General features: G+C 38.6%; 26 protein-coding genes. 14 read left to right on the top strand and 12 right to left on the bottom strand.

Annotated features, from left to right (window positions below; all coding sequences use genetic code 11):
* Nucleotides 1–311: 311 nt before the first annotated feature.
* The 3 genes from ACWPVE_RS09850 to pxpB are packed head-to-tail and all read right to left on the bottom strand — an operon-like array spanning nucleotide 312 to nucleotide 2,711.
* On the bottom strand, nucleotides 312–1,238 hold the full coding sequence (locus ACWPVE_RS09850; protein ID WP_453992873.1) for a 5-oxoprolinase subunit C family protein: 927 nt from the start codon (nucleotides 1,236–1,238) through the stop codon (nucleotides 312–314).
* Nucleotides 1,239–1,243: 5 nt separating this feature from the next.
* Nucleotides 1,244–2,002, bottom strand: a complete 759-nt coding sequence (pxpA, locus tag ACWPVE_RS09855; RefSeq protein ID WP_453992875.1) for a 5-oxoprolinase subunit PxpA — start codon at nucleotides 2,000–2,002, stop codon at nucleotides 1,244–1,246.
* Entirely contained in the window at nucleotides 1,989–2,711 is a 723-nt protein-coding gene (gene pxpB / locus ACWPVE_RS09860; RefSeq protein ID WP_453992877.1) for a 5-oxoprolinase subunit PxpB, read from the bottom strand. The genes pxpA and pxpB overlap by 14 nt, the downstream gene beginning before the upstream one ends.
* A 92-nt stretch (nucleotides 2,712–2,803) precedes the next feature.
* Here pxpB and ACWPVE_RS09865 point away from each other — a divergent pair, with 92 nt between their 5' ends.
* Nucleotides 2,804–3,175 (top strand): DUF423 domain-containing protein, encoded by a 372-nt coding sequence (locus ACWPVE_RS09865; protein ID WP_453992878.1) that lies wholly within the window; start codon nucleotides 2,804–2,806, stop codon nucleotides 3,173–3,175.
* Here ACWPVE_RS09865 and ACWPVE_RS09870 read toward each other — a convergent pair.
* The 4 genes from ACWPVE_RS09870 to hemQ all read right to left on the bottom strand — a co-directional run bounded on the left by ACWPVE_RS09870 (nucleotide 3,170) and on the right by hemQ (nucleotide 7,276).
* Nucleotides 3,170–4,996: an IS1182 family transposase gene (locus ACWPVE_RS09870; protein WP_453992880.1), complete on the bottom strand. Its 1,827-nt coding sequence runs from the start codon at nucleotides 4,994–4,996 to the stop codon at nucleotides 3,170–3,172. The genes ACWPVE_RS09865 and ACWPVE_RS09870 overlap by 6 nt on opposite strands.
* A gap of 330 nt (nucleotides 4,997–5,326) precedes the next feature.
* Entirely contained in the window at nucleotides 5,327–5,806 is a 480-nt protein-coding gene (gene gerQ / locus ACWPVE_RS09875) for a spore coat protein GerQ (RefSeq protein ID WP_453997452.1), read from the bottom strand.
* Nucleotides 5,807–5,895: 89 nt separating this feature from the next.
* Nucleotides 5,896–6,318, bottom strand: a complete 423-nt coding sequence (locus tag ACWPVE_RS09880) for a cell wall hydrolase (protein ID WP_453992882.1) — start codon at nucleotides 6,316–6,318, stop codon at nucleotides 5,896–5,898.
* A 205-nt stretch (nucleotides 6,319–6,523) separates the two neighbouring features.
* Nucleotides 6,524–7,276, bottom strand: a complete 753-nt coding sequence (gene hemQ, locus ACWPVE_RS09885; protein ID WP_453992883.1) for a hydrogen peroxide-dependent heme synthase — start codon at nucleotides 7,274–7,276, stop codon at nucleotides 6,524–6,526.
* Between the two features lie 296 nt (nucleotides 7,277–7,572).
* Here hemQ and pta point away from each other — a divergent pair, with 296 nt between their 5' ends.
* Nucleotides 7,573–8,544, top strand: a complete 972-nt coding sequence (pta, locus tag ACWPVE_RS09890) for a phosphate acetyltransferase (protein WP_453992884.1) — start codon at nucleotides 7,573–7,575, stop codon at nucleotides 8,542–8,544.
* Between the two features lie 279 nt (nucleotides 8,545–8,823).
* Entirely contained in the window at nucleotides 8,824–9,360 is a 537-nt protein-coding gene (locus tag ACWPVE_RS09895) for a CarD family transcriptional regulator (protein WP_453992886.1), read from the top strand.
* 193 nt (nucleotides 9,361–9,553) lie between these two features.
* Here the strand turns inward: ACWPVE_RS09895 and ACWPVE_RS09900 are convergent, their stop codons facing one another.
* Nucleotides 9,554–9,982, bottom strand: coding sequence for a MarR family winged helix-turn-helix transcriptional regulator (locus tag ACWPVE_RS09900; protein WP_453992888.1), 429 nt, complete (start codon nucleotides 9,980–9,982; stop codon nucleotides 9,554–9,556).
* A gap of 143 nt (nucleotides 9,983–10,125) precedes the next feature.
* On the opposite strand from ACWPVE_RS09900, the gene ACWPVE_RS09905 reads away from it, so the two are divergent.
* The 4 genes from ACWPVE_RS09905 (at nucleotide 10,126) to ACWPVE_RS09920 (ending at nucleotide 14,391) form a co-directional block, all read left to right on the top strand.
* Nucleotides 10,126–10,665, top strand: coding sequence for a CarD family transcriptional regulator (locus ACWPVE_RS09905; RefSeq protein ID WP_453992890.1), 540 nt, complete (start codon nucleotides 10,126–10,128; stop codon nucleotides 10,663–10,665).
* A 136-nt stretch (nucleotides 10,666–10,801) separates the two neighbouring features.
* The gene (locus tag ACWPVE_RS09910) at nucleotides 10,802–11,629 is read left to right on the top strand and encodes a lipoate--protein ligase family protein (protein ID WP_453992892.1); all 828 of its coding nucleotides are present in this window, start codon (nucleotides 10,802–10,804) and stop codon (nucleotides 11,627–11,629) included.
* Between the two features lie 212 nt (nucleotides 11,630–11,841).
* Nucleotides 11,842–12,828 carry an ABC transporter permease subunit gene (locus tag ACWPVE_RS09915; RefSeq protein WP_453992893.1) on the top strand — a complete coding sequence of 329 codons (987 nt, stop codon included), beginning with the start codon at nucleotides 11,842–11,844 and terminating at the stop codon, nucleotides 12,826–12,828.
* 15 nt (nucleotides 12,829–12,843) lie between these two features.
* Nucleotides 12,844–14,391 carry an ABC transporter permease subunit gene (locus ACWPVE_RS09920; RefSeq protein WP_453992895.1) on the top strand — a complete coding sequence of 516 codons (1,548 nt, stop codon included), beginning with the start codon at nucleotides 12,844–12,846 and terminating at the stop codon, nucleotides 14,389–14,391.
* 756 nt (nucleotides 14,392–15,147) lie between these two features.
* Here ACWPVE_RS09920 and ACWPVE_RS09925 read toward each other — a convergent pair.
* Complete coding sequence (locus tag ACWPVE_RS09925) at nucleotides 15,148–15,351, bottom strand: hypothetical protein (protein ID WP_453992897.1); 204 nt, start codon at nucleotides 15,349–15,351, stop codon at nucleotides 15,148–15,150.
* 256 nt (nucleotides 15,352–15,607) lie between these two features.
* Here ACWPVE_RS09925 and ACWPVE_RS09930 point away from each other — a divergent pair, with 256 nt between their 5' ends.
* The gene (locus ACWPVE_RS09930; RefSeq protein WP_453990812.1) at nucleotides 15,608–16,960 is read left to right on the top strand and encodes an IS1182 family transposase; all 1,353 of its coding nucleotides are present in this window, start codon (nucleotides 15,608–15,610) and stop codon (nucleotides 16,958–16,960) included.
* A 494-nt stretch (nucleotides 16,961–17,454) separates the two neighbouring features.
* Here ACWPVE_RS09930 and ACWPVE_RS09935 read toward each other — a convergent pair whose 3' ends face one another.
* Nucleotides 17,455–18,147 (bottom strand): RsfA family transcriptional regulator, encoded by a 693-nt coding sequence (locus ACWPVE_RS09935; protein ID WP_453992899.1) that lies wholly within the window; start codon nucleotides 18,145–18,147, stop codon nucleotides 17,455–17,457.
* Between the two features lie 285 nt (nucleotides 18,148–18,432).
* Here ACWPVE_RS09935 and ACWPVE_RS09940 point away from each other — a divergent pair, with 285 nt between their 5' ends.
* From ACWPVE_RS09940 to ACWPVE_RS09950, 3 genes are all read left to right on the top strand, one after another.
* Nucleotides 18,433–18,660 (top strand): DUF1450 domain-containing protein, encoded by a 228-nt coding sequence (locus ACWPVE_RS09940; protein ID WP_453992901.1) that lies wholly within the window; start codon nucleotides 18,433–18,435, stop codon nucleotides 18,658–18,660.
* A gap of 499 nt (nucleotides 18,661–19,159) precedes the next feature.
* Nucleotides 19,160–20,452, top strand: a complete 1,293-nt coding sequence (locus tag ACWPVE_RS09945) for an HD domain-containing protein (protein ID WP_453992902.1) — start codon at nucleotides 19,160–19,162, stop codon at nucleotides 20,450–20,452.
* A gap of 336 nt (nucleotides 20,453–20,788) precedes the next feature.
* The gene (locus ACWPVE_RS09950) at nucleotides 20,789–21,295 is read left to right on the top strand and encodes a YwgA family protein (protein WP_453992904.1); all 507 of its coding nucleotides are present in this window, start codon (nucleotides 20,789–20,791) and stop codon (nucleotides 21,293–21,295) included.
* A 71-nt stretch (nucleotides 21,296–21,366) separates the two neighbouring features.
* Here the strand turns inward: ACWPVE_RS09950 and ACWPVE_RS09955 are convergent, their stop codons facing one another.
* On the bottom strand, nucleotides 21,367–22,668 hold the full coding sequence (locus ACWPVE_RS09955) for an NCS2 family permease (protein WP_453992906.1): 1,302 nt from the start codon (nucleotides 22,666–22,668) through the stop codon (nucleotides 21,367–21,369).
* Between the two features lie 971 nt (nucleotides 22,669–23,639).
* Between ACWPVE_RS09955 and ACWPVE_RS09960 the strand changes: the two genes are divergently transcribed.
* Complete coding sequence (locus tag ACWPVE_RS09960) at nucleotides 23,640–24,206, top strand: DUF4256 domain-containing protein (RefSeq protein ID WP_453992908.1); 567 nt, start codon at nucleotides 23,640–23,642, stop codon at nucleotides 24,204–24,206.
* A 53-nt stretch (nucleotides 24,207–24,259) separates the two neighbouring features.
* On the opposite strand, the gene ACWPVE_RS09965 is transcribed toward ACWPVE_RS09960, so the two are convergent.
* A complete protein-coding gene (locus ACWPVE_RS09965) occupies nucleotides 24,260–24,472 on the bottom strand; it encodes a 2-hydroxymuconate tautomerase (protein WP_453997454.1) in 213 nt (70 codons plus the stop codon).
* 64 nt (nucleotides 24,473–24,536) lie between these two features.
* On the opposite strand from ACWPVE_RS09965, the gene ACWPVE_RS09970 reads away from it, so the two are divergent.
* Nucleotides 24,537–25,217, top strand: a complete 681-nt coding sequence (locus ACWPVE_RS09970) for a site-2 protease family protein (protein ID WP_453992910.1) — start codon at nucleotides 24,537–24,539, stop codon at nucleotides 25,215–25,217.
* Nucleotides 25,218–25,274: 57 nt separating this feature from the next.
* Nucleotides 25,275–25,787, top strand: coding sequence for a YwhD family protein (locus ACWPVE_RS09975; protein WP_453997456.1), 513 nt, complete (start codon nucleotides 25,275–25,277; stop codon nucleotides 25,785–25,787).
* Nucleotides 25,788–25,835: the final 48 nt, after the last annotated feature.

Consider the following 25,835-nt stretch of genomic DNA (forward strand, 5'->3'; position numbering starts at 1 on the left):
TGCGTTTTTAAACTGTCTATTTGACAGGGGCATGTACATGGTTTGAGTGCGCAAAAGCAAAAATAAATGCGCAAATATTGGTTTGAGTTCGCAAAAGCAAAAAAGAATGCGCAAATACTGGTTTGAGGGCGCAAAAACAAAAATAAATGCGCAAATATTGGTTTGAGTTCGCAAAAGCAAAAAAGAATGCGCAAATACTGGTTTGAGGGCGCAAAAACAAAAAAGAATGCGCAAATATATGCCTGAGTGCGCAAAAACGAAAATGAGGGCGCAAATAAAGGTTTATTCAATCAAAACACCCCCAGTAGAGGTCACCACTGGAGGTTTTGGAGAAATGATTCACGTTTTTTATACAGTTTATGAGCCGTTTCGATGCTACAGCGCTCAAATCGAATCGTTCCACCTGGTGGTAGCTGAGCAATTTTATACATATCAACGGAGATCACCGTTGCGAGTAGAGGATAGCCTCCCGTTGTTTGCCGGTCAGCTAATAGAATAATAGGCTCCCCACTACTTGGAACTTGGATGCCACCGAGCGGGATTGCATCAGATGCAATTTCAGACTTGTCTTTATGTTGTAACGGTACAGCACCTTTTAATCGGTATCCCATTCGGTCGCCTTGGACAGCTTGAAATGGCTCGGTAAAGAATTGCTCAATCGAATCCTTTTTAAAATAATCTTGATATGGTCCAGGTATGGCCCGAACGGAAATTTCCTTCTCAAAACGTGGAATAAGATGGCGAGAAAGCCCTGTGTTTTTTCGAAAGGCATGAATGTTTCCATAAAGGATGTCCCCATCTTTGATATCGGTCCCAAGTTTCGCCTTTGCATAATAGGATTTACTACCGAGGACTTCCTTCGCCTGAAAACCACCTGCAACGGCTAAATATGCGCGAGTTCCCGAAATAGGTCTCCCAAATGTGATCTTGTCCCCTTTTTTTACGACAAAGGATTTCCATAATGGTGCTTTGTTTCCGTTCACTTTCATACTGAGATCTGCACCGCAGACAGCGATTGTAGCGATGTCTGCTTCTACATGCAATGTGGGGCCAAGCATGGTGATTTCAAGTACAGCTTCCCCTCTCCTATTCCCGACAAGAATATTGGCAATTTGGTATGAATAAGAATCCATTGCCCCACTTGTGACAACTCCAAATTGCTGATAGCCGAAGCGGCCCATATCCTGAAATGTGGTGTAGAGCCCTTTTTTAATAACGGTAAAAAGTGGTTGTCCCATGTTGATCACCTGATTGCCTTAATTTTAATGCTTTCATTGCAAAGTGCTTCACGTAATTCTTTGACAAATTGGAGGGCGTGGCTGTTGTCACCATGAACACAGATGGAGTCTGCTTTGATCGGGATGACTTCACCAGTTGTTGTTTGAACGGTTTGCCCTTTTACCATTTGCAGGACTTGTTTAATCGCAGCGTCACTGTCCTGAATGATTGCGTTTGGCAAGTTTCTTGGTGTTAATGTACCGTCAGATTGATAGGTTCGGTCCGCAAATACTTCTGACACGGTGCGCAGCCCATATTTCTTCCCTGCTTCTATCAATTTACTGCCTGCAAGTCCATAGAGTGCAAGAGTTGAGTCAAATCTATAGATTGCTTTAGCGATTGCTTCCGCTAGGTTTATGTCCACTGCAGCCATATTATAAAGGGCCCCATGTGGCTTTACATGTGTAAGTTCCACAGAATGTGCCTTACAGAAGGCTGAAAGTGCGCCAATTTGGTAGAGAACGAGATGATAGATATCTGATGGCGAGACAGTCATCGCTCTCCTACCGAAGCCGACAAGGTCTTGGAAGCCAGGGTGGGCACCGATGGCAACGTCATATTTTTTCGCGAGCTTAACAGTTCGATTCATCACGTGTGGGTCCCCTGCGTGAAATCCACAAGCAATGTTTGCGCTAGAAATAAATGAAAGCACCTCGTCATCATTTCCGATTTGATAGGTGCCGAAGCTTTCTCCTAGGTCACAATTCAGATCAATTGTTTTCAATGTATCTCACCTCTATTTTGTATTGATTATTTCTGATTAACGTTTCAATTTTTGTATATTCACCAGTTGAAATTGGGTGAAAGCGCAGGTAGTCCCCTGCCTTAAGTAAAAAGGGATCTGGCCTTTCTGGGTCAAATAAGGGGATTGGAGTCCTGCCGATAAGGTTCCACCCACCTGGCGATTCGAGTGGATAGACCCCTGTTTGGTTACCGCCAATGCCGACAGCCCCTTTTGGTACTTTTAATCTGGGAGAAGAAAGGCGAGGTGTGGTGAGTTTGCTAGGTAACCCTTTTAAATACGGAAATCCTGGTAAAAATCCGATCATATAGACAAGGTAGTCGACACTGCTATGAATGGAAATAACGTCCTCGGTAGATAATCGATGTGTACTCGCAACAAGTTCTAAGTCCTCACCATTGTAACAGGTTGGGAGTACGATTACCCTTTTTGAATGCGTTCCGTTCTCAATATGGATGCCCTTACAAATTTCGGTAATATGTAATGAAAGATTTTGATAGGTAACAAGAATTGGATTGTAGTAAACGGTGATGGATTGAAAAGCAGGGACAAGTTCAATTACCCCTCTTATATTCTTTTTTTCTATTTGTTTAGTTGTTTGTTGGATGAGGTACTGTAAGCCTTCAGAAGCTCTCTCCTTGTATACGATCTGCAGAGCCATGTCCCCAACGGGTAAAATTTCATAGTCCATATTAAAACTCCTTTGTGGAATAGAGTCCTACTCCTATCTTATAATGAATAGTGTAAAAAATCATAGGAATTTTAAAAAGGTGGCGGACAAGAATGAAACTATTTTTAATACTAGGTGCGGTCCATGCATTTTTAGCTGTGGCGCTTGGTGCATTTGGAGCTCATGGATTAGAAGGAAAGATTTCCGAAAAATACTTAAACACGTGGAACACAGCGGTACAATATCAAATGTTTCATGCGATTGGGTTATTTATAGTTGCGTTCTTAGCGGACAAGCTTTCACATGTCAGCCTTATAACATCTGCAGGTTGGAGTTTGTTTATTGGGATTATCTTATTTTCAGGTAGCTTGTATGTGTTAAGTGTAACTGGCATTAAGGTCTTGGGGGCCATTACTCCACTAGGCGGGGTTGCTTTTTTAATAGGATGGGTATTAGTAATAGTGGCTGCGGTAAAACATTTATAAGCAGCAAAAAGGGGCTGTCCGATAAGTCCTAAAAAATAAGGCAAGGGAGAAAAACGACCGTTTTTCTCCCTTGCCTTTTTGTTTTTTTCGATTTTTCTCTGAAAGTAGCTGGCGTATGCCTGCTACTTTCAATATATTGTGGGCTAATGCCACAATTCCAAACTCGACATATACTTTGTCGAGCCCCCGCAGAGAAAATCTGCGAAACGACCTATTGCCCTTGATGTGACCGAACACACTTTCTACTTCAACTTTACGTTGAGCGTAGATAGCGGACTTTTCATCACATTCAAGGGCTGTTTTAGCCTTGGCTTTCATTTCTTCAAAAATCGTATTCCAATGAATCTGACGATTCCCTTTTGCTTTTGTGCATTGTGCTTTTAGTGGACAATCGGTACAATCTTCACATTCATATATTTTAAAACTTTGCTCGTAGCCAGATTTATTCTTTTTATTCAGGTATTTTTTAAACGTTACTTTCATTCCTTTCGGGCAAATAAAATAGTCGTCATCTTCCACGTAAGTCCAATTTTTTGCGTTTTTGATGTCTTTTTTATATTTACGGGTTTGTTCCTGTACATAGCTTCCATACGGAATAAGAAACTCGAATCGTTGCTCTTTCTCATCTCCGACAGCGTAAACATAATTCTCCTCACTACCATATCCTGCATCGGCAATAACCGTTTTGGGTATTGGTAAAGAAGAAGCTGCCAGTTTCTCCATATGAGGGATGAAGCACCGAGTGTCTGTTGGGCGTTGATGTATTGTATAGTATAGAATAAACTGGTTTTCTGTTCCTACTTGTACGTTGTATCCTGGCTTAAGTTGGCCATTTTTCATATGATCTTCTTTCATACGCATGAAGGTGGCATCTTTGTCCGTTTTAGAATAACTATTACGATCACCTAAAACTTCATTATGTTCCTTATATTTAGTCATACGAGGTATAAAATCCTCACGGATTTGCTTGATTGATTTCTTTAATTGACTCCGTTCTTGCCTTTTTTCTTTTCGAACGTCTTTATCTGTTTCGCTATCAATTACCTTTGTTAATGCCTCAACTTTTTCCTCAAGTTCTTCGGCAACTTCTACTAATTCCTGTTCAGTGATTTCTTGTTCCTGATTTATTAATTCTTCTGGTTGTGCTTCTGCCCTGGTTATTTCATGGATATGCTGAAGGGTTTCCTTGATTTTTTCTTTTAATTTCTCTTCAAAATTTGAAGTAGCACGTTTCCATACAAAACTATACTTGTTGGCGTTGGCTTCAATCTTGGTGCCATCCAAAAAGTAGCTTTCGAATGTTATGTAGTTCTCTTCAATCAACTTGTGAATCATTGCTTCGAATAGTTCATCCATAAAGTCTTTCATGCGTCCCCCACGGAACTCATTAATTGTACGGAAATCTGGTTGTTGCATCGCTGACAACCACATAGCTGGGATACTTTCATTTGCTAATTTTTCTATCCCTCGGCAAGAATAAACCTTCTGGGAATAACCATAAAGGATAATTTTAAGCATCATTTTGGGATGGTAAGAACTTCTGCCACCGCCTACATAGTATGAAAATAGATTTTCATCAGGAATAGCTTCAACCATTTCGTCTACTACACGGGCCTCGTGATGTTGTGGAATAAGAGATTCGATATCATAAATCATTTGAATTTGTCGATTATCGTAGGGTTTGAAAGTAGGGGCTAATTGTCTTGGATTAGGTTCTTTTTGTTTTTCTTCATTTTGAACTTCTAGTTTCTCCTCTTCGAACTCTGGAAAAAGGGAAGTTTGCGTGTTATAATTTTCATTAGTAATCAATTGATTGCTCATAAAAAATCATCCTTTCTGGAATGTTGTGTGGTAACTTCATTTTACTAAAAAGGATGATTTTTTTGTGTGTTTTTTTAAAAGTTACGAGTCAATACTATTAAATTTTGTAACCTTGTTGATTGTAGCGGAAGGTACGAGACTCCTGCGGGAAAAGCGTGGCCAGGGGAGACCCCGCAGGAGCTTGCGACGAGGAGGCTCCCGGACCGCCCGCGGAAAGCGAGTACCTGCAGCGGAAATCAACACCAGATTTTTTAGTAAACCCAAAAAACAAAAAATGAGGGCTGTCCTCAAAAGTCATTTTTCAGTGACTTTTTGGACAGCCCCTTTTCCTTATCTTGGTGGATAATTTACTAAACCTGGATTTGCTCCTAAAGGATATTCGTACTCAAGTTCTTCATCAAATGTTACATACTGTAAGTACACCATCAATAGAAGAACGCGTCTACCTGTTTGCGGTTCACTTAAGATGATATGATCGCGTCCTGCAGCCTCAATCACACCTTTGAATACTTTTGCTTCGTTTGTGTTATCAAAGCCCATATAGACAGTCGCAAGCTTTCCTCTGTTCAAGCGAAGAATGTTTTCAATATAAGATTCTTCGATAGGAAGCATTCCTGGAATGTTTGCTGCCACTCCACCCGTTTGAGGGAATGATGGCGTTTGGAAAGTTGGCGTTTGTGGAGCTTGAAAACCTGCTTGTTGTTGATATGGATAGCCGTAGGCAAATTGGCTCGGATCCATATAGCCCCCAAACTGGCCAAAGTTTTGTGGGTTATACCCGTAAGCCGCATATGGATTTTGACTTTGCATAGCCTCTCTTTGATTATTATTATCTTTACTCAATGTAAGCCCTCCTCAGAATGTGTAAATGATTTCTTTTTTTTTAAAAGGCAAAAGCCTTAGAAAACGTCTGGACAATCCTCCTGTGTAGGTTGGTAGAAGCAGTGTGCTTTAAAACGTCCGACGTTCCATTGGTTATACCACTGTGGTGGACAGTTTTCTGGTGGTTCAAAAAACCATAATGAAAATTCGGCAGGATGAAATCTTTCCCCCTTTAGAACTCTTCTTGCTAGCGCAATTTCACTCTGTCGTGGGGCCTGATAAAAATATCCCTTTTGGGTCGCCTCGAAGCCTCCAGGACGTTGAAAAACCATTTTTTGAATGGTATTTATATCTTTGAAGTCCAGACAACGAGCTCTCGCGCGGTTCACTCCAACATTGCCAACTAAGAGCATGCCCAATTTGCCTTCGCTTTCAGCCTCTGCACGCATCAGCCTAGCCAATAGCTTGACATCCGCCTCCGTGTGCGCAACTACTGTCATCTTTTCACCTCACTTAAAAAACGACTAGTGAAAAAAGTCTCTTTACTAACGTATTGTTGAGGTGAAAAATGGGTTCCTATTTTTGACGTAATTTTTTTGGGATCTGGATTGAAATATTAGTGGATTCATCATTGCATTGTATGAGGAATAGAACTGAAATATGAATGTGGATGAAAAAAAGAGAGGGAGTTCCCTCTCTTTTTTCTTAATTGATGTGTAAAAACTGAGAAACTTTTTCTTCGGTTAAAATGTTTCCTACAAAGAAAGCACCGAACTCACCGTAACGTGCACTTGCCTCATCAAAACGCATTTCATATACAAGCTTCTTGAACTGAATCACGTCGTCTGAGAATAGGGTTACGCCCCATTCGTAATCATCAAAACCGACAGAACCAGAAATGATTTGTTTAACTAGTCCAGCATATTGACGGCCAATCATACCGTGGCTGCGCATAAGCTCTCTGCGCTCTTCCATCGAAAGCATGTACCAGTTGTCATTACCTTCACGGCGCTTATCCATTGGATAGAAGCACACATATTTGTTCTTCGGTAGGATTGGGTATAAGCGTCCACGTACATACGGGTTTTGATATGGATCTTCGTCGCTTTCTCCTGCTAAATAGTTACTTAATTCAACAACAGATACATAGGAGTAAGTAGGAATTGTATATTCAGCCAGTGTTGTTTTGTTGAATTCAGTTTCGATTTCATTAAGTTCTTCAATTGTTGGACGGAGGATCATCATCATGAAATCTGCTTTTTGCCCAACAATCGTGTATAAAGCGTGACTACCTTGGTTGTCACTTTGTGTTTTATTCCATTTTTCTACTAAGCCAAGAAATTCATCGATTGCTGCTTGGCGCTCGTCGCTAGAAAGAGTTTTCCATGATGCCCAGTCAATTGAGCGGAAATCATGAAGACAATACCAGCCATCAAGTGTTTGTGCTGCTTCTGCCATTGCTATCACTCCTTGATATTTAAAAGATAATATGTACTCAAACACTACTATATCATAGTTTCTCCTATAGTCATGTGAATAAACCTACGTACAATTTTGTGAACAAACGAATGTGAGTAATTTGTTGAGTTCTTGGGAAAATTGAAGATAGTGTCATAATACTGTCACAGATTTTTAGTGCATTTTGGTTTTATTTTAGTGAAAAAAGCCGTATCCTTATGGATGGCACTTTTGTAGGCTAGGAAAAGCCGATTTTACATATTAGGCATTTTATTAACATCCAAGGAGGAGTAAAAGTGAGCGATTTATTTACTCAATTAAAAGAAAAGGTTACTGGAAAGGACTTGAGAATTGTATTTCCAGAAGGACTAGATGAGCGTATTTTAACAGCGGCTAGCCGTTTAGCAAGTGAAAAGATTCTTGTACCAGTTGTGATTGGTGAAAAAGCTGCAGTTGAAAGCAAAGCAAAAGAACTAGGTGTTTCACTTGATGGCGTTGAAATCTACGATGCGAATAGCTACCCAGAATTCGATCAGCTTGTTGCTTCGTTTGTAGAAAGACGTAAAGGAAAAGCAACTGAAGAGGATGCACGTAAGATTCTGAAGGATGAAAATTACTTCGGAACAATGCTGGTGTACACAGGAAAAGCACACGGTCTTGTAAGTGGTGCAGCACATTCAACAGCAGATACAGTACGTCCTGCCCTACAAATCATCAAAACAAAGCAAGGCGTGAAGAAAACGTCTGGTGTGTTCATTATGGTACGTGATGATGAGAAGTATGTATTTGCAGACTGTGCAATCAATATTGCACCAGATAGCCAAGATCTAGCTGAAATTGCAATTGAAAGTGCAAATACAGCTGACATGTTTGACATTGAGCCAAGAGTGGCAATGTTAAGCTTCTCTACAAAAGGTTCTGCCGTGTCCCCTGAAACGGAAAAAGTAGCAGAAGCAGTGAAGCTTGCAAAAGAAATGAACCCTACTCTAGTGTTAGACGGAGAATTTCAATTTGATGCAGCGTTTGTTCCATCTGTTGCAAAGAAAAAAGCACCAGATTCTGTCATCAAAGGAGATGCAAATGTATTTGTTTTCCCAAGCCTTGAAGCGGGTAATATCGGATACAAAATCGCACAACGTCTAGGTAACTTTGAAGCGGTAGGTCCAATTTTACAAGGATTAAACCAGCCAGTAAACGATCTTTCTCGTGGATGTAATGAAGAAGATGTATATAAACTTGCACTAATCACAGCAGCGCAAGCACTGTAATGTTAAGACTTAAGACCATGTCGAAGGACGTGGTCTTTTTTTAATGGGAGTTAATCTGGAATAGCGGTAATCCTGGATCAGCTTTGATTGACCAGGAATAAGAACAGTGATTTTAAACCGAATTCATTAAAAAACAATAAGGTCCAATTTGGTATTCTCCATCCATTTTAAACTTGCTAATACTCATATCTGTTGTCAACTAAGTTGACAAAATGCGATAAATGGAGTAAACTTAGAATAGTAAACCTGGTTGACAATGCAAAATGGGGGTAAAGATATATGTTTAAAATTGGGGATTTAGTGGTTTATTCGTCGCTTGGTATTTGTAAAATAGCTGATATTAGTGAGGAAACATATGCTGGAATTACGCGAAAATACTATGTTTTACACCCAATTGAAGATGACAATTTAATCATTCGTAACCCAGTTGATAATGATAAAGTCCTTATGGTGGGTATCATCGACCGTGATGAGGCCAAGGAAATGTTAGAATCTTTTAATCGACCAGGTATAGGCTGGATAGAAAAGGCAAATGAACGAACAAAGATGTATAACGATATTGTGATGACTGGAGATCGTAAGGGAATTGCAGGGATTGTTAATACGTTAATGTGCCGTAAATATGAATATGAAATGAATGATAAAAAGCTAAGCGAGCCTGATCGAAGACTACTTCTTCACGTACAAGACATTTTGTACAAAGAGCTTGCCATTTCATTGGATACGACATTCGAGAAAATATCAAAACAGGTAGAAAAAAGAATTAAAAAGAAGATGAGTGATCTTTTTCTAGGTGATATCGTAAATATAAACTAAAAGAATTATATATGAAAAAACGGCCATGTCAGGGGACATGGCCGTTTAAGGTTTGTGTGGTATTTTGGATTAGTGACAGTAAATCAAAAATAGTGACAGTATTTTTAAATTAGTGACAGTAAATCCGATTTAGTGACAGTATTCTCAAAATAGTGACAGTAAATTGCCAAGCCCCACTCCGTAATCCTCTATTTCAGATTCCCCAATCGATTTTCAAGAGGTTTTTAAGAAGTTCTAGCTGATCTTCACCAATCTTCTCAGCTAATTTCTTCTCGATGGTTGCTTTAAGAGCCTCATTTTTCTCGTAGCATTCTTCTCCGAGTGGTGTAAGCTCAATACATTTTACTTTTTTATTATTTTCCACATCCATTACGTTGACTAGACCTTTAGATTTCAAGTTTTTGATGAATTTATGTGTGGCTTGTCTTGAAATGTCCACATTCTTGGATACATCTGCAATGGTCGGTTGTTTTTTATAGATGCGCGACATAATATACCATTCCGAATTGGAAATGGAGATGTCACTGGTTTCGTTCCATAATTGTTCAGCCAACTGACGTAGTTGGCTATGTCTTTCACTCAATGAGTCAAGTAAATCTAAATGTTTTAATTCTTTGTCCATGAATCTCACTTCCACATTTTTAATCGATATAAACTATACAAAAGGGAGTTTGATTTGTCAACTAAGTTGACATTTTAGACAAACTGATGTATGATAGAAATAGTCAAAAATATTTGACAAACCATTGGATAGGAGCTTGGTACATGTTTAATAAAGGGGATTTGGTTATTTATTCAAATATGGGCATTTGCCGAATAAATGACATATGTGAGAAAACATACGCAGGTACGACTCGAGAGTATTATGTGATGCACCCAATTGAAGATGAAACATTAACTATCCAAAATCCAGTCAACAATGACCGAGTCATGATGAAAAAGATCATTGGTACAATTGAGGCTGAGGAAGTGTTAGAATCCTTCAAAGTGCCAGGAATTGAGTGGATTGATAATGGAAATGAACGAAACAGAACCTATTCAGGTATTGTTTCATCTGGTGATCGAAAAGGCATTTCAAGCATTATCAATACATTATTGTGTAAAAAATATAACCTTGAAATGGCGGATAAAAAGATAAGTGAACAAGACCGCAAACTGCTCCTTTCCACTGAAAAAGTCTTGTTTAGAGAAATTGCGATTGCCTTAAATACAACGGTTGAAGCAATCTCTAACCAAGTAGATAGAATGATAAGTTACAGGATGAGCCAATCATCTCCACATGAGATCGCAAAATTTATTAATTAACGATATAGATGAATACGGTCAAAATGCACACATGTAAGAAGGTGTGTATTTTTTTGTTTATTGACGAGTGTAAGGTCGAGGTTTTAAATATGGTATAATGAATTACTTTTACTTTTAAGAAATAGGAGTATGCCGTATGACCGAAAGTCTTTTACATCAGCCAAGCTGGCGGATTATTGATCAATCTACTCTAGGCTATCAATTTGATGCCTTACAGTCGTTTGCGATAGATGATACACTCTGTGCATTTGTTGGGAAAGGGGAATCTGTAGCGACCGCAAGGACTTGGGTTCATCACCAGACAATTGTTCTTGGCATTCAGGATACAAAATTACCTTATCTAAAAGAAGGGATTGAACTTCTTGAATCAATGGGCTATCGGGTAATTGTTCGAAATTCAGGTGGACTAGCAGTGGTTCTAGATGAGGGAGTTTTGAACATTTCACTCATTTTTCCAGAGTCTGAAAAAGGGATCGATATCAACCGCGGGTATGACACGATGCTGGAACTTATTCGAAAAATGTTTGCGGGCTACGAAGTCGACATTGTAGCGCGCGAAATTGTTGGTTCCTATTGTCCGGGTAGCTATGACTTGAGTATAGATGGGAAAAAGTTTGCAGGAATCTCACAGCGACGCCTTCGCAATGGAGTCGCGGTGCAAATCTATTTAGGTGTGACAGGAAGCGGATCAGAGCGTGCGGAAATCATTCGCCAATTTTACGAAGTGGGGCTTAAAGGAGCGGAGACGAAATTTGTCTATCCCGAGGTTAAGCCAGAAACCATGGCATCACTAACAGAATTGGTTGATCCGAATCTGACTGTACAAACCGTAATGCTACTGTTGCTTCAAACATTAAAAAACGAAAGTGAACAGATCTTTGCTTCACAACTATTAGAAACAGAAATGCCACTATTTGAAAAAAACTATATGCGTGTGCTAGAGCGAAATCAAAAAGCACTGTAAGGATCCAGGAGGAAAGTACTCCTGGTCCTTTTTTTATACGGAAAAAATTTTATTGCTAGCTATGGAGGTGAGGGTTGCCTGATTTTAATAGAAGTATTCTAATCTATCGACTTTTAATATTGGGTATTTTCTAAAAATAATAGTTGTGATAGGATTAGGAGGAAAGTTCCTGTTTTTTACAATTAAATATCTGGTAGAGGAGGGGATTCAAGTTGCCTAAGGGATTAAGAGTGTTTAGTGGTCGCGATGTGATTTCAATACTTTATTTCGGACTCGTTGTTCTTGGAATTGCTTATTTTTTAGGAGAAGGAGATGTTGTGACGTTTTTTTCAACGATAAAAGAAATATTTCCTATCTCTGAGAACTGGGAGGCAATCAGACAATTGATGCTGAATGCTTGGAATGAAGGAAGCCTTGGTACAACGAAAAATGGGGAGTCGTTTGAAGCAATCGTCCTTGAGTATTTTCCAAGAAGTTTGTTGGTGATTATCACAGCATTTTTTCTTGCCGTTACATTCGGAATTGCAAAGGGAATCTTTGATTATCGCAATCGCTATACATATTTAAACATGTTAGGTACCGGGATAACCTCGTTCTTAAGTTCTTTACCAGACTTTTTTATGATTCTCGTGCTGCAATGGTTCATGATGATTCACCTTCATTTTATTGATGTATTAGGTTATGAACAGTGGCACAACTTCATTTTACCAGGGATTCTAGTATCCTTATACCCGATGATGTATTTTGCTAGAATGACATTTACTGCCCTTGCCAATGAAGATGGTGAAATGTACATCCAATATGCTCGTGCAAAGGGACTCACCGAAAAAATGGTTGTCTTTAAACATATAATGAAGAAATGTGTACATACAATCCTACAGTATCTAGGTGTCGTCATGACATATGTTGTTTCAAACCTATTAATCGTAGAGTGGCTGATGGATTATAAAGGTGCTGCATGGAGAATGATGGTAGCGATAAAGAGAATGAATGAATTTCCAGAAGTGGGGTTAATTATTGAGTTTTCGTTCTGTTTTATGGTGCTTCTCTTCATCACACAAATCGTCAGTGTGACTCTCCAAAATAAATATGCAGTAGAAAAACGCAATATGTGGGTGCAGATTACGAAAGTTGTTTTTCAATATCTATTTATCTGGTTTTTTATTCTATTTATCATGTCGTATTTGAATCCTATGTAGGAGGGGGAGGGAGCCTTGAAAAATTGGTCGCTTTGGACAGGGTTATTGCTTTTGGGGTTGATGTTATTTATTAGCTATATAGGACCGCACTTACCATTTATTGAACATACTCCTCCTGAGCATAGAATGAGATTTTATGAGAATGGCGAATTTGGAAGGGCACCATTTCCTCCTTCAAAAGAAGACCTATTGGGAACAGACCGTGAAGCGAGGGACATATTAAGTTTAATCATCTTAGGTGCGAAGGATACGCTAAAAATAATTGTTTTGATAACTGTGATTCGTTACATAATTGCGATTCCGTTGGCCTTTTTAGCTTCTACGAAAAAAGGGATTGCTTATATGGTGACTAATGGTTGGCATTCATTGTTTGGTAGTATTCCAACGATTTTTGCAGCCATCTTATTAGTAGAGATTGTTCCAGTAGATGAACTTGGGAATGGGATGTATTGGAAGGTTCTTTTGATTTCACTTATTGAGATCGGGAGAGTTAGTTATATTTTTGCACATGAAATCTATGATGTATCCCAGAAGGAATTTGTCAAAGCAAGTGTGACAGTAGGCAGTACTCCTTTCCAATTATCGGTGATGCACTATTTGCCGACTATTTCACAAAGCTTAGTTGTTAATTTTTTTAATGATCTCGCTCGTGTGACATTGTTAATAGGACAACTTGCCTTATTCGAGTATTTTATCGAGCATGCCATTGAATATATACCTGGGGGCGGGATCTTCCACGAGGAGGCAGGTTATAATTCTAAGACAGGAATTTTTGACTGGCCAGGCTTATTGTCAGCAGCAAGGTATGAGGTAATGAGGGCAGCGTGGATAGCACTGTCCCCAGCAGTTGCACTTACATTACTTTTACTCACATTCCAATTGTTGAGCGAAGGATTTCGAAAAATGTTTGAAAGACCAGTATCAAGCGGAAAAAATCGGGTTGTACGATCTTTGATTGAACAGGTGAGCGAAACATTTGTATCAAGTAGAATAGCAGGTCCTGTGACATTGGCTGTGTTCTTAGTGATAGTTGGTATAGTAGTAGTATCGGGTGTTGAGAAAAGGGTAACGGAGGTAACTGTACCTGTGGAGGAGGTTGAGATTCCTGGTTTTATTGAGGATGGGCGATATGAACGAAAGGATGGCCAACTTGTGCCTACTACGGAAGCGACAACTCGTAAGGGCGGTCATTATGACAAACTATCGTATCTTGAACAGCATATGACGAAACGATCGGAGCAGGAATATGAAACAGATACATTACTTTTCTACTGCCAATTTATAGGCGATGGACGTTGTGATCAACCAAAGATTACATTTAAGGAACCCGTTTCCACAACTGAAGAGGCATTTGGTTTACTTCAAGAGCATCTTCCAGATGATGTTATGGTGGACGAGATTAGACAAACAACTGAACGATCAATCTATCTTCTATCAAGTAAACGGATGGAGGAAAGTTATGCAATGACAGCAACTCTAAACATAAGCCAAATCAAGGTAACTTTTGAAATAACCCCTGAAGATAAGATAGAAGAAGCTACTGTTCAAACAGGGCATTGGTGAAACTTCATTTGAGTATAAAATCGTAAGCAATCTAGTTAGAAAGTTGAATACCAAAACGAGCTTAAAGGAAAAATTTCTTTAAGCCTTTTTGAATTTGTAATTTTTTATTTTACTATAATTTGTACTTGGAAAGCCTATATTTCTTTGCTTAACCAAAATATACAATCTCCCAAAGATGTCTATCAGGGTCTTTAAAATATCTTGAATATCCCCAATCATACTCCTTTGGATAAATAGGTAAAATGGTTCCACCGTATATTGTGGCTGTTTAAAATTGAATCCACGTCATCCTTTTGGTCGACGGAACAACTCAGTATGACTTCGGAAGACTTCCCATCAAACTCCTCTAGTTCTGTAAGAAGGATAATGATAAATACCTATCAAGCTAAAAATGATATGATCTGCACCTTCAACGAACTCTTCCATTGGTAAACCCAATCCATCTTTTATAAAAGGCTATCGACTTTTCTAAACCACTAACAGCAAGTGTAATAATATTAATTTTTAATTTCAACCTATTTCCTCCTGCTATGTTTAATCTTTCTCTTTATACTTCAACTCATCTAAACTGTGTGTTGAGGTATAACTGATTTGGTAGATATTATCCTTCTCTACCCAATAATGATACGTAACCTCTGGCTCGCCTTCGAAAACCACCCCAATATAATAGGGATTAAGATGTTTATACCCTTCCTCTCGATGAGGTACAGTTGTTATTGTCCAGTTTTCATTTGGATATTGTTTTTCTAAATGTGGTTATAACAATTCAACCTTTTTGTCAATTTGAGCGTCAATCCAATAAGGTCGTGCGATGTAAAACGCAATGTATGTGACAAGAAATAGAACTACGAGTGCCCATACCCTTTTTCGCCATTTACCTTTTAAAAAAATGGATGTAAGTAGAAGTACACCAATGATTACGCCAATGACCATGAATTCTATAACTTCAATCGGATGCATAAGCTCTCCCCTGTCAGTCCTATTTTTCTATGATCCTGCTTTTTTTGTACCTCATACCTTCAACAGAAGTGAGAGAAATCCTGCTTCATGCTCCTTGCGTTTTAGATCTTTCCCCAACAAAAAACACGTTATTCTAATATGAAATAACGTCAGGCTGTCGAGAAAGTCTCGACAGCCTTTATTCTTTTGATACACTTTAATAATTCACCGCGTTAATATGTTATAATATATTTAATAAATTAGGGTTGGTGATATTGTGTTAAATACTAGGGAAAATACACAAAATGAAATTGAATTTGTATCAATTGACGAGCTTGTTCCAGATAACCATCTGTTACGAAAAATAGATAAATACATAGATTTTTCTTTTATAATTGAGAGAGTAAAACCTTACTACTCTGAAGATAATGGTCGACCTTCGATCGACCCTCTTGTTCTTTTTAAAATGATGTTTATTGGATATTTTTATGGTATCCGTTCCGAAAGACAGCTTGAACAAGAGATAAAACTTAATGTCGCATATCGTTGGTTTTTAGGTCTCAGATTTAAAGATCCTGTACCACATCATTCCACAATAAGCTGGAATCGTCATAAGCGTTTTAAAGATACAGACATCTTCCAAGAAATCTTTGATGAAATTGTTCTTCTTGCAATGAATCACAAAATGGTTGGCGGAAGAGTCTTATTTACGGACTCCACTCATCTCAAAGCTAATGCGAATAAACATAAATTTACAAGGGAAGAAGTTGAAGTAGAAACTCGTGAATATTTAAATGAGTTAAATAAGGCAATTGAAGAAGATCGTGCTGAACATGGAAAAAAGCCTTTAAAGGAAAAGGAGGAGGTGAAAGAAACAAAAGAGATTAGAGTAAGTACCACAGATCCAGAAAGTGGGTTTATGTCGCGAGACAATAAGCAAGAGATGTTCTGTTATTTAGACCATCGGACAACAGATTTGAAGTTTAACATTATAACTGATGCATTCGTAACTCCAGGTAATGTCCATGATTCAATACCATATCTTAGCCGTTTAGATCGTCAAATCTTACGATTTAACTTTAATGTGGAAGCTGTTGCTCTTGACTCTGGATACTTAACTAATCCGATTTGCAAAGGATTATCAGATCGTAAGATCTTTGGAGTTATTGCCCATAGAAGGTATCAACCAACAAAAGGACTCTTTCCAAAATGGAAGTTTAAATATAATAAAGAAAATGACATTTATGTTTGTCCAAATAGCGAGGAACTAACATATCGTTCAACTACAAGAGAAGGTTACCGAGAGTACAAGTCAGATCCCAAGAAATGTTCAACCTGCCCTCTTCTTGAACAATGCACTAGATCCCGGAATAAGCAAAAAGTTGTTACTCGTCATGTTTGGGAAGATCATAAAGATAAGGTGAGGCTAAATCGCCTCTCTCTGGAAGGGAAAATTCTTTATAAGTTTAGAAAAGAAACCGTAGAGCGAAGCTTCGCAGACTCAAAAGAGCTGCATGGGCTTCGCTACTGTAGGTTACGGGGAATTAAAAATGCTAGTGAGCAGGTATTACTTACAGCAGCCTGCCAGAACATGAAAAAGATTGCCAACCACCTAGCCAAACAAGGCTAGATGGTTGGGAGTGATATTTTCAAGATTTTTGATAAAGAATAATGTCAACTTACAACTACAAAAACCACCGAAAACAAAAAGTGTAGAGAAAAAATACCCCTTTCTCTACACTCTGACGTTATTCTAATATGAAATAACGTGTTTTAGTATAATTATCGGCTAGAGGAGTGCCTACGTTAGAAGTTGCACTGAACCAGCACGGAATCGATTATTGTTAGATGGTGTGAAATGGTCTTTGAATCGGTATATGCGCCCACACAGCAAAATATACGTCTTCGCTATTCTTTATTGCACCTTCGGATCAAAATTTGCGCATTTGGTGGCAAGATATGCGCCCTCGAATTGAGAAATGCGCTCTAGTAAAATGAAATTGCACTTTCAGATCAAAAGTTGCGCTCTTGGCGGCAAGGGATTCGTCTACGAATCGAGCAATTGCACTCTCCGGCGTATGAAATATGTTATCGATGCCACACCTGTGTCATATAACTAGCCGATTACTCCGCTAGTTTCTCTAGATTCCCATTTCGATCCATTTTAAAAGTAGTAGCTGGACGTTCTTCGTCTTCAAATAAAACGAGCTTTCGTGCACGGTTCATAATCTTCATGAGTGTTTCATAGTCCTCTTGAATATTTGCTGCGCTTTGTTCAAGCTGTGCAATTTTCTTTTCAAGTTCTTCATTTTTAGCGATTATCTCATTCTTTTCTTTTTTCAATCTCTCATTCTCGGATTTCAGAGCTTCAATTCCGAGACTGGTGTTACTGAGTGATTGAAGGTATGAGATAACAGCATCTAAAGTCATGGCTGGTCTAGTAATTGAATGCTGTCCCGTTTGAACTTCTTGGCGAGTACTACTAGATTCAGATGTAAATAGTGGCAACTCGTCTGCGAATTCTTCCAGATTTGGAGTTGGCGGTGTATATAAGAGTCTCTTTTTCACAGGTTGGTTCTTACCAAGTGCGCGCTGGCGTTGTTTGCGGTGTTTTTTCGCAAGCTGTAAGTCTTTCTCATAGTCATGGCGTACAACCGCATTCCAGCGGAATCCACAAGCAGCAGAGGTACGATTTAATTTGTCACCAACTTCTTCAAATGCATTTAATTGAGTACTGCCCTCTCTTACATGTTTTAGAACGGTTTCTGCTAATAATAGATCATTTTCTTCTGTCCAAGCATCTTGTCTTTCTTTCATATTTATTCATCTCCCAATATAGTTGTTCGTTTTTGCGTTAGGTATTACATATATTGGTCAATTGCTTCAAACTTTATACCTTAAACATAAAAGGATAGTAGATTAATGTAATGAATATCTCAAACTTGTACTTGTGGAGATTTTTTGAAAATTCCCTTGTTTCCTTGCATTGCCCTGATGGACGAGGTAAAATACCTTTTAGTGATTTTTATGATTATAAATCGATTTTGATTGTGACATATACAATTTAACGTAAAATATAGAGATGAAGGGATTGTACGCAAGATGGCTAACGAATTTCGCATCTGTGATGATTGCCAGGCAACCAATATTCAAACCTTAGTTCCGCGCCTAAAGAAAGTGGATGGAGAAGCAACTATTGATATCCGCTGTCAGTCGTACTGCGGACCAGGTAGAAAAAAATCCTTCGCGTTTGTTAACAACCGTCCAGTATCAGCGCCAACTGAAGATGAATTAATAGAAAAGATTATGAAGAAGTTAAAAAAAGATTAATATCGCCTTTCTCTTTCAAGAGAAGGTGATTTTTTATTGTTAAGAGAAGAGAATATCGACTATCCATTTTATCGTACGTCCAGCGGGAGCAGCCAGTTTTCATGAATAAACAGGCTTCAGTGAGTATCTTGTGAAGTGCTTGCTTTGAATAGCAGCTCGAGGTCACAAGCCAATCTGTCAAGAAGGTCAAAGTGGAAACTCTTAGCCGCCTAGTTTTGTGCTTGCACTGGACAAGGAACAAGGAAGGCTTCGAGAGATTAGCATCGCACGAAGAATCCAAAGCATTTTCGAGGATGTGGTGACATCGACGTTTGTTATAGGACGTGTCAGAAGTCAGTTGATGTTTCACTTTCAAGACACTGTGCATTTATTGTTTGTCGAAAAATTTTCCAATCATTGCTGTGACTTGATTAGCGCCGATTTATGGAGAAATGTAGGTTTTTTTGTCATAGATAAATAGATATAATAGTAGCATGCCAGTATGGAAGAGGTTGAATACATGACAAATTCCAATGGGAAATTAAGTGAAGAGAAGGTATTTAAAGACCCTGTACATAGGTATGTACATGTCCAAGATAAAGTGATTTGGGATCTGGTGGCGACATCGGAGTTTCAAAGGCTACGTCGCATACGACAGCTAGGGACAACTTATTTTACCTTTCACGGGGCGGAGCATAGCCGTTTTAACCATTCATTAGGTGTCTATGAAATTGTTCGCAGAATTATTGATGATGTATTCCGTGAACGTCCTTTTTTAAATGAAGAAGAGCGCTTGTTATGCTTATGCGCTGCGTTGCTTCACGACCTTGGACACGGTCCGTTTTCACATTCATTTGAAAAAGTATATCATTTTGATCATGAAGAATTTACACAAGCTATTATTGTTGGAGATACGGAAGTGAATCGGGTCCTTAAGCAAGTGGGAGATGATTTTCCGAAAAAGGTAGCCGAAGTAATAGCAAAAACCTATAAAAATAAACTAATCGTTAGTATGATCTCCAGTCAGATTGATGCCGACCGTATGGACTATTTATTGCGTGATGCCTATTATACAGGTGTTAGTTACGGCAACTTTGACATGGAACGGATTCTACGTGTCATGAGACCATTGGAAGATCAGGTTGTAATTAAAAGCAGTGGTATGCATGCGGTTGAAGATTATATCATGAGTCGATACCAAATGTATTGGCAGGTTTATTTTCACCCTGTTACACGTAGTGCAGAGGTTATATTAACGAAAATCCTCCATCGTGCAAAACAACTATACAAGGAAAACTATAACTTTCAAACCGAGCCATTCCATTTCATTTCTATTTTCGAGGACAAGCTGACATTAAAGGATTATGTGAAGCTAGATGAATCGGTTGTTACTTACTATTTTCAAGTGTGGCAGGATGAGGAAGATGCGATATTAAGTGACCTTTGTCGCCGTTTTCTAAATCGCAATCTATTCAAGTATGTGGAATTTGATCCAAGTTCACAGATGATGAAGATGATGGAGCTTCGAGTCCTTTTTGAGGAAGCGGGGATTGATCCGACCTATTATTTAGTGGTCGATTCTTCTTCGGATTTACCATATGATTTTTATCGTCCAGGTGAGGAAGAGGAACGCCTTCCAATCAACCTGTTAATGCCAAGTGGTGAGATTCGAGAATTATCAAGGCAATCTGAAATAGTAGATGCCATCTCAGGAAAAAGACGAACGGATCACAAGCTCTATTTTCCGCAAGATATGATTGAAGAACTACCAGATAAAAAGAAACAGAAAATAAAAGAAGTTTTAGATATATAAGAGTGTGTTCAAAAAGAGGATAAAAAGGACCACGTCGACAAAATCGCCACGTTCTTATACCAGCACATCCTGAGCGACGAAAGTTCGAGGCGGCGAAGCTTGAGTAGCGCATGCGTATGTTTTTAATACGTGAGCAAATGTTCTTGCACGCAGGAAAAGTGATTTTTTCCAAGGAACGAAAAAAAGCAAGCAACGAACTCCCACAGAAGGTGGTGGCTTCGCCGTTTGACACAGGGTGTGTCGGTGCTTAGTCGAAGCTCTTCTACGATGTGGCATTTTAACCAGACTTTTGAACATCCTCTAAAAGGTAATTCCAGGTGAGGAGATGAAGGGGTTTTGTTAACAGAACATGCAAAGGTAATGAAGGCATTCGCTGCTGCTGGGGAAATTACAGGTCGGAAAAAGCTGCAAAAAATGATTTATATTGCGAAAAAGATTGACTATCCATTTTATGAGAAATACAATTTCCATTTTTATGGTCCATACTCAGAGGAGCTTACATTACGTATTGAGGAGCTTTGCAACCTTGGATTTTTAGATGAGGTTAAAGAGAAAAAAGGTGGCTACTATCAGTATCGGTATGCATTGACTGAAAAAGGCCAACAGTTTTTAGGTCATTATCAATTGGACATGCCTCCACTCGATGAATGTATGCAAGACTTAAATGAACAAAGCGCTCGTTTTCTAGAGCTAGTCTCAACGGTGTTATATTTTGAAGGACTAGAAAAAGAAGAGGTCAAAGAGAAGGTATTTACATTAAAAGCAAAGCAAAGGTATACAGACGAAGAGGTCGAAGAGGCTTATCGATATATTGATTCTCTACGCCATTTAGTAAAACATTAAGAAAAAAACTCGGTAGCTAATAGCTTGCCGAGTTTTTTGGTATATTCATTTTTAGGCTTGCCCTGTCATTTTTAGTGAGGCAAAAAGGCAAGTTGGTAGAAAAATAGTACTGCAAATAGATAAACGAGCGGATGAACTTCTCTCCATTTTCCTTTGACTACTTTCATTAGCGGATATGAAATAAAGCCTAACGCAATCCCAGTTGCAATACTTGAGGTAAGTGGCATACTCAAAATAATTAAAAAGGCTGGGAAGGCTTCATCGAGCTCGTTCCATTTGATATGAGCGATACTACCCATCATAAGTGACCCAACAATGATTAGAGTAGGAGCTGTAATGGCAGCAATGCCAGAGACAGCACTAACAAGTGGCCCAAAAAAGGCGGCAATAATAAAGAGAACTGCAACAGTGACTGTCGTTAACCCTGTTCGTCCACCTGCGGCAACACCAGTGGAAGATTCGATATAAGCACTAGTGGGGCTTGTTCCAAACATCGCTCCAACTGTAGTACCGACTGAGTCAGCAAGTAGTGCTTGTCTTGCACGTGGCATTACTTTCCCCTTCATAAGCCCAGCTTGCTCTGCAACCCCTATCATCGTTCCTGTCGTATCAAAAATTGTTACAAGTAAAAATGAAAACACAACAGCATACAAACCATGCTGTATAACATCACCAAAAGCTGTGATAGGATTTGCGATAATTAACCCTTCTGGTAATGAGGGAGTATCGACAAGTCCACCTTTAAATTCAAGTTGACCCGTAAAGTATGCAATGATACCTGTAATGATCATTCCGAAAAACAAGGCACCATTAATATTACGTGACATGAGGATAAGTGTGATCGCCAAGCCTGCAAGTGCTAAGAGGACTTCTGGCGAATGTAAATTACCTAATGTGACGAGATTCGTTTCATGTGCGGTAATAATCCCTGTCATTCGTAGACCAATAAAGGCAATAAATAATCCAATCCCTGCCGTAATTCCGTGCTTTAAATTTGATGGGATGGCCTCGATTAATATTTTTCGAAAAGGTGTTAATGACAAAATGAGAAAGATAACTCCTGCTACAAAAACTGCAGCAAAGGCAGTGTGGTAGGTGATATTTTCATTTGCACCTACAACTGAATAGGCGAAAAAAGCATTCAAGCCCATTCCAGGAGCAATCGCAATTGGATAGTTCGCAAATAGTGCCATCCACAGCGTTCCAACAGCCGTTGCAATAATAGTTGCTAAAAATACTTGTTCAAAGGGAACACCTGCATCCGATAAGATAACTGGATTCACGACGACTACATACACCATCGTTAAAAAGGTTGTAACCCCTGCAAGGATTTCCTTCCGTACATTTGTATTCAGTTCTGCTAATTTAAACATGAAGACAGTTCCTCCAAACCGAACAATTTTAAAAACCTATACTATAATATTCGTTTTTACTGTAAACTGCAAGTCATGTACATCAATTTATTTTGGTTAGTTTTCCCTGATTAGTGGATATTCCATTCAATAACAACATAAATCGTTTTGCAGAGAGACTTCACACCTTATTAGCTTAGTAGTCTTATGACGATTGATGGAGGTTTTTGAATATTTAGGATTATATGGATGTAAGATATGTTAAAATTTGGTTATGTTGTTTTTGGGGGGAATTTGGTTGCGGGTCGCTAGAAATGTCTTCTTTATGTTATCAAGCTGATTTGCTACGCGAAGAGAGACCTAGAGGCATATCGTAGGATTCTTCAAAGTAAGCAAATGAACAACGATACATCCTTGTTTGAAGAATTAAAAAGACAGGAAAAAGAGAAGTACCCTAAAAGAATGTAAATAAAGTTTATTTGATAGCTAGATTATAAACATGGGAGAGAGTAAATTGAACAAAAGGAAACGTTACTGGATACTAATGCCCCCCTTTCTTATCGTAACGTTAGTATCATTTTATTTAATACCAAACCCATACAAAGGACTGTCAACGATTATTGTCCTTCTTTTTTGGATTGTATTGTGGATATGGAATTATTTTGGTGAGCAAAAACATTAGGAATTAAAGGGATAATTTCATCCACTATGTACGCTTGCAGAGATGGCAAATTACGTATAAGAGAGTGAAATGATATATACTTGTCCATGTTTTTGCGTACATAATGTTTATACTTTAGGATATGAATCTCATACTAGCTTTGTTAGTAAAGACAACAAAGTATATGATAGATTGTGGAAAATCCCATTATCGGAGCTTTTGGCATTAGGTGGAATCATCAATCATGATTAGTGTAAGATAGATAGAAGATGAATGTATGTTGTACAACTATCATTTCGTTATGAGTATTCACAATGAGGAGGAAAAGAATATGACAGTCATTCAAAAGGAATTATCACCAGAACAACTTGAAGAATTACTAGGAGCATTGAAGGCTCGTTTTGAGAAAAACATGAATCGACATGAAGGCATTGAATGGACAAAGGTTGAAGCAAAGCTAAGAGCCAACCCTGAAAGACTAGGATCTCTTTATGAAATGGAAAGAACGGAAGGAGAACCAGATGTTGTTGGATATGATAATGAAACGGACGAATATATTTTCTTTGATTGTTCAAAGGAAAGCCCAAAGGGTCGCAGAAGTGTTTGTTATGACCAAGCGGCATTAGAGGCGAGAAAAAAGAATAAGCCAGAAAATAGTGCGGTCAATATGGCAAATGAAATGGGTATTGAATTGCTAACGGAAGAACAATATCGATCATTGCAGGAACTTGGAGATTTCGATCTAAAAACATCAAGTTGGGTGCAAACACCAGAAGCGATTCGGAAATTAGGTGGAGCCATCTTCTGTGATCGTCGCTATAACACAGTTTTCACCTATCATAATGGTGCAGATTCATACTATGCTGCAAGAGGATTTCGTGGTTCATTAAGAGTTTAAGAGTGAAAATTAATGAGGATTGTCTACGACTTGGACAATCCTCAATTGGTTCACTATTCTTGATCGATTAAACGTTTACCAGCTACTGCATAATGATTTTTTGACATTTCTTCAATGAAAACAACAATCTTCTCTTCTGAAGCCCCTGTTGTTTCAGATACAGATGCGGTTACTTTTTCAACGAGCGCCTTTTTTTGCTCTTCACTACGTCCCTCTAGCATTTTTACTGTAACGTATGGCACAATGAATCTCTCCAATCTTGTAATTTCTAAACCATTAAGAGTATTGTATACTGAAAATAATAACTTTTCTAGAAAAAGGGGAAATTTGGTGGAACAATTCAGTCGTTTTTTAGCATTTGATTTAACTTTAATTCCATATGTAGTGATAACTTTACTAGTCGCTTTTACCGTACATGAGTTTGCGCATGCTTATGTGGCCTATCGATTTGGTGATGATACGGCCAAACGGCAGGGGAGATTGACGTTAAACCCAATTGCGCACTTAGACCCGTTTGGGACGATACTTATTTTTCTAGCAGGATTTGGATGGGCACGTCCTGTACCTGTGAATCGATTTCATTTTAAAAATCCAAGGCTAGCAGGAATCCTAGTGTCTATTGCAGGTCCACTCAGTAACCTTGTTGTAGCGGCGCTAGCTCTTTTTCTTTATATGACTTTTATTCGATTTGGCATCTTTGCTGCAATGCCAGAAGCGTTAGGGGAAGGCTTTGAGACATTCTTTAACCTCTTTGTCAGACTAAACATTGTCCTGTTTATTTTTAACTTATTGCCATTTCCGCCTCTTGACGGTTATCGCATTATAGAGGACATTGTTCCCGCAGGCGTACGTCCAAAGTTGACGCAATACGAAGGATTAGGAATCGTCCTATTTCTTGTATTGGTTATTACACCGATTGGGGATCGCTTCTTATATCCATTACTTTACAATGGCGTCTATTCGGTCACGGGTATATTGGTTACGTTCTTCAGAGCAATCCTACAATTATAAAAATAAACACTCATATGATAAAATATTGGGTAATATCGATAAGTGAAAGGTGGATGTATCGTGGATCAAAAAAAGAAAAAGGTCGCCTTTAATATCATAAAAAATGATCCAACAGATGGACATAAAGGTTACGGAATTGGAGCGCTTAGCTTAGAAAATATTTCTCCTGTATTCATTGATATTGAAGAGGAAGATGTTTTTGTAGATGTTGGAGCGATGCATGCAAGGAGTGTCGTTGAAAAAGGGATTAAGTTCCTTCCCAATAAAGAGGATGTTCCGAATGGTAAGCCATTTTGGCTTGTTTGGGTTACTATTGACCGAAGAGAAGAAGGTCCATATTATGCGGGTGTAACGGCTTGTGAAATGACAGTTGACCGCTCGATTCGCCGTGGTTATAAGTCATTGCCTGAGCATGTGAACAAAATGGATAAATCCTTAAAACGGCACATCATGGTTGATTTCATGGATGATAAATCGAAGAAGTTATTAGCCAACTTCTTAATCAATCACAACAAAGAAATTTGGGATAATTCAAGTGATGAATTAAAAGAAGGACTAAAAGTAGATTAATGCTCTTTCAAATGTGACATTTTGGTGAACAAAGTAGCTATTGCTTGA

The sequence above is a fragment of the Bacillus nitroreducens genome (assembly GCF_964021195.1).

Bases quoted from the DNA above. Each gene is read 5' to 3' on its own strand.
- ACWPVE_RS09865 (WP_453992878.1), top strand. From the start codon at position 2,804: ATGAAACTATTTTTAATACTAGGTGCGGTCCATGCATTTTTAGCTGTG.
- ACWPVE_RS09940 (WP_453992901.1), top strand. From the start codon at position 18,433: ATGGCTAACGAATTTCGCATCTGTGATGATTGCCAGGCAACCAATATT.
- ACWPVE_RS09910 (WP_453992892.1), top strand. From the start codon at position 10,802: ATGACCGAAAGTCTTTTACATCAGCCAAGCTGGCGGATTATTGATCAA.
- ACWPVE_RS09850 (WP_453992873.1), bottom strand. From the start codon at position 1,238: ATGGGACAACCACTTTTTACCGTTATTAAAAAAGGGCTCTACACCACA.
- ACWPVE_RS09925 (WP_453992897.1), bottom strand. From the start codon at position 15,351: ATGCATCCGATTGAAGTTATAGAATTCATGGTCATTGGCGTAATCATT.
- ACWPVE_RS09900 (WP_453992888.1), bottom strand. From the start codon at position 9,982: ATGGACAAAGAATTAAAACATTTAGATTTACTTGACTCATTGAGTGAA.
- ACWPVE_RS09955 (WP_453992906.1), bottom strand. From the start codon at position 22,668: ATGTTTAAATTAGCAGAACTGAATACAAATGTACGGAAGGAAATCCTT.
- pxpB (WP_453992877.1), bottom strand. From the start codon at position 2,711: ATGGACTATGAAATTTTACCCGTTGGGGACATGGCTCTGCAGATCGTA.
- ACWPVE_RS09870 (WP_453992880.1), bottom strand. From the start codon at position 4,996: ATGAGCAATCAATTGATTACTAATGAAAATTATAACACGCAAACTTCC.
- ACWPVE_RS09945 (WP_453992902.1), top strand. From the start codon at position 19,160: ATGACAAATTCCAATGGGAAATTAAGTGAAGAGAAGGTATTTAAAGAC.
- ACWPVE_RS09905 (WP_453992890.1), top strand. From the start codon at position 10,126: ATGTTTAATAAAGGGGATTTGGTTATTTATTCAAATATGGGCATTTGC.
- hemQ (WP_453992883.1), bottom strand. From the start codon at position 7,276: ATGGCAGAAGCAGCACAAACACTTGATGGCTGGTATTGTCTTCATGAT.
- ACWPVE_RS09935 (WP_453992899.1), bottom strand. From the start codon at position 18,147: ATGAAAGAAAGACAAGATGCTTGGACAGAAGAAAATGATCTATTATTA.
- ACWPVE_RS09960 (WP_453992908.1), top strand. From the start codon at position 23,640: ATGACAGTCATTCAAAAGGAATTATCACCAGAACAACTTGAAGAATTA.
- gerQ (WP_453997452.1), bottom strand. From the start codon at position 5,806: ATGCAAAGTCAAAATCCATATGCGGCTTACGGGTATAACCCACAAAAC.
- ACWPVE_RS09895 (WP_453992886.1), top strand. From the start codon at position 8,824: ATGTTTAAAATTGGGGATTTAGTGGTTTATTCGTCGCTTGGTATTTGT.
- ACWPVE_RS09880 (WP_453992882.1), bottom strand. From the start codon at position 6,318: ATGACAGTAGTTGCGCACACGGAGGCGGATGTCAAGCTATTGGCTAGG.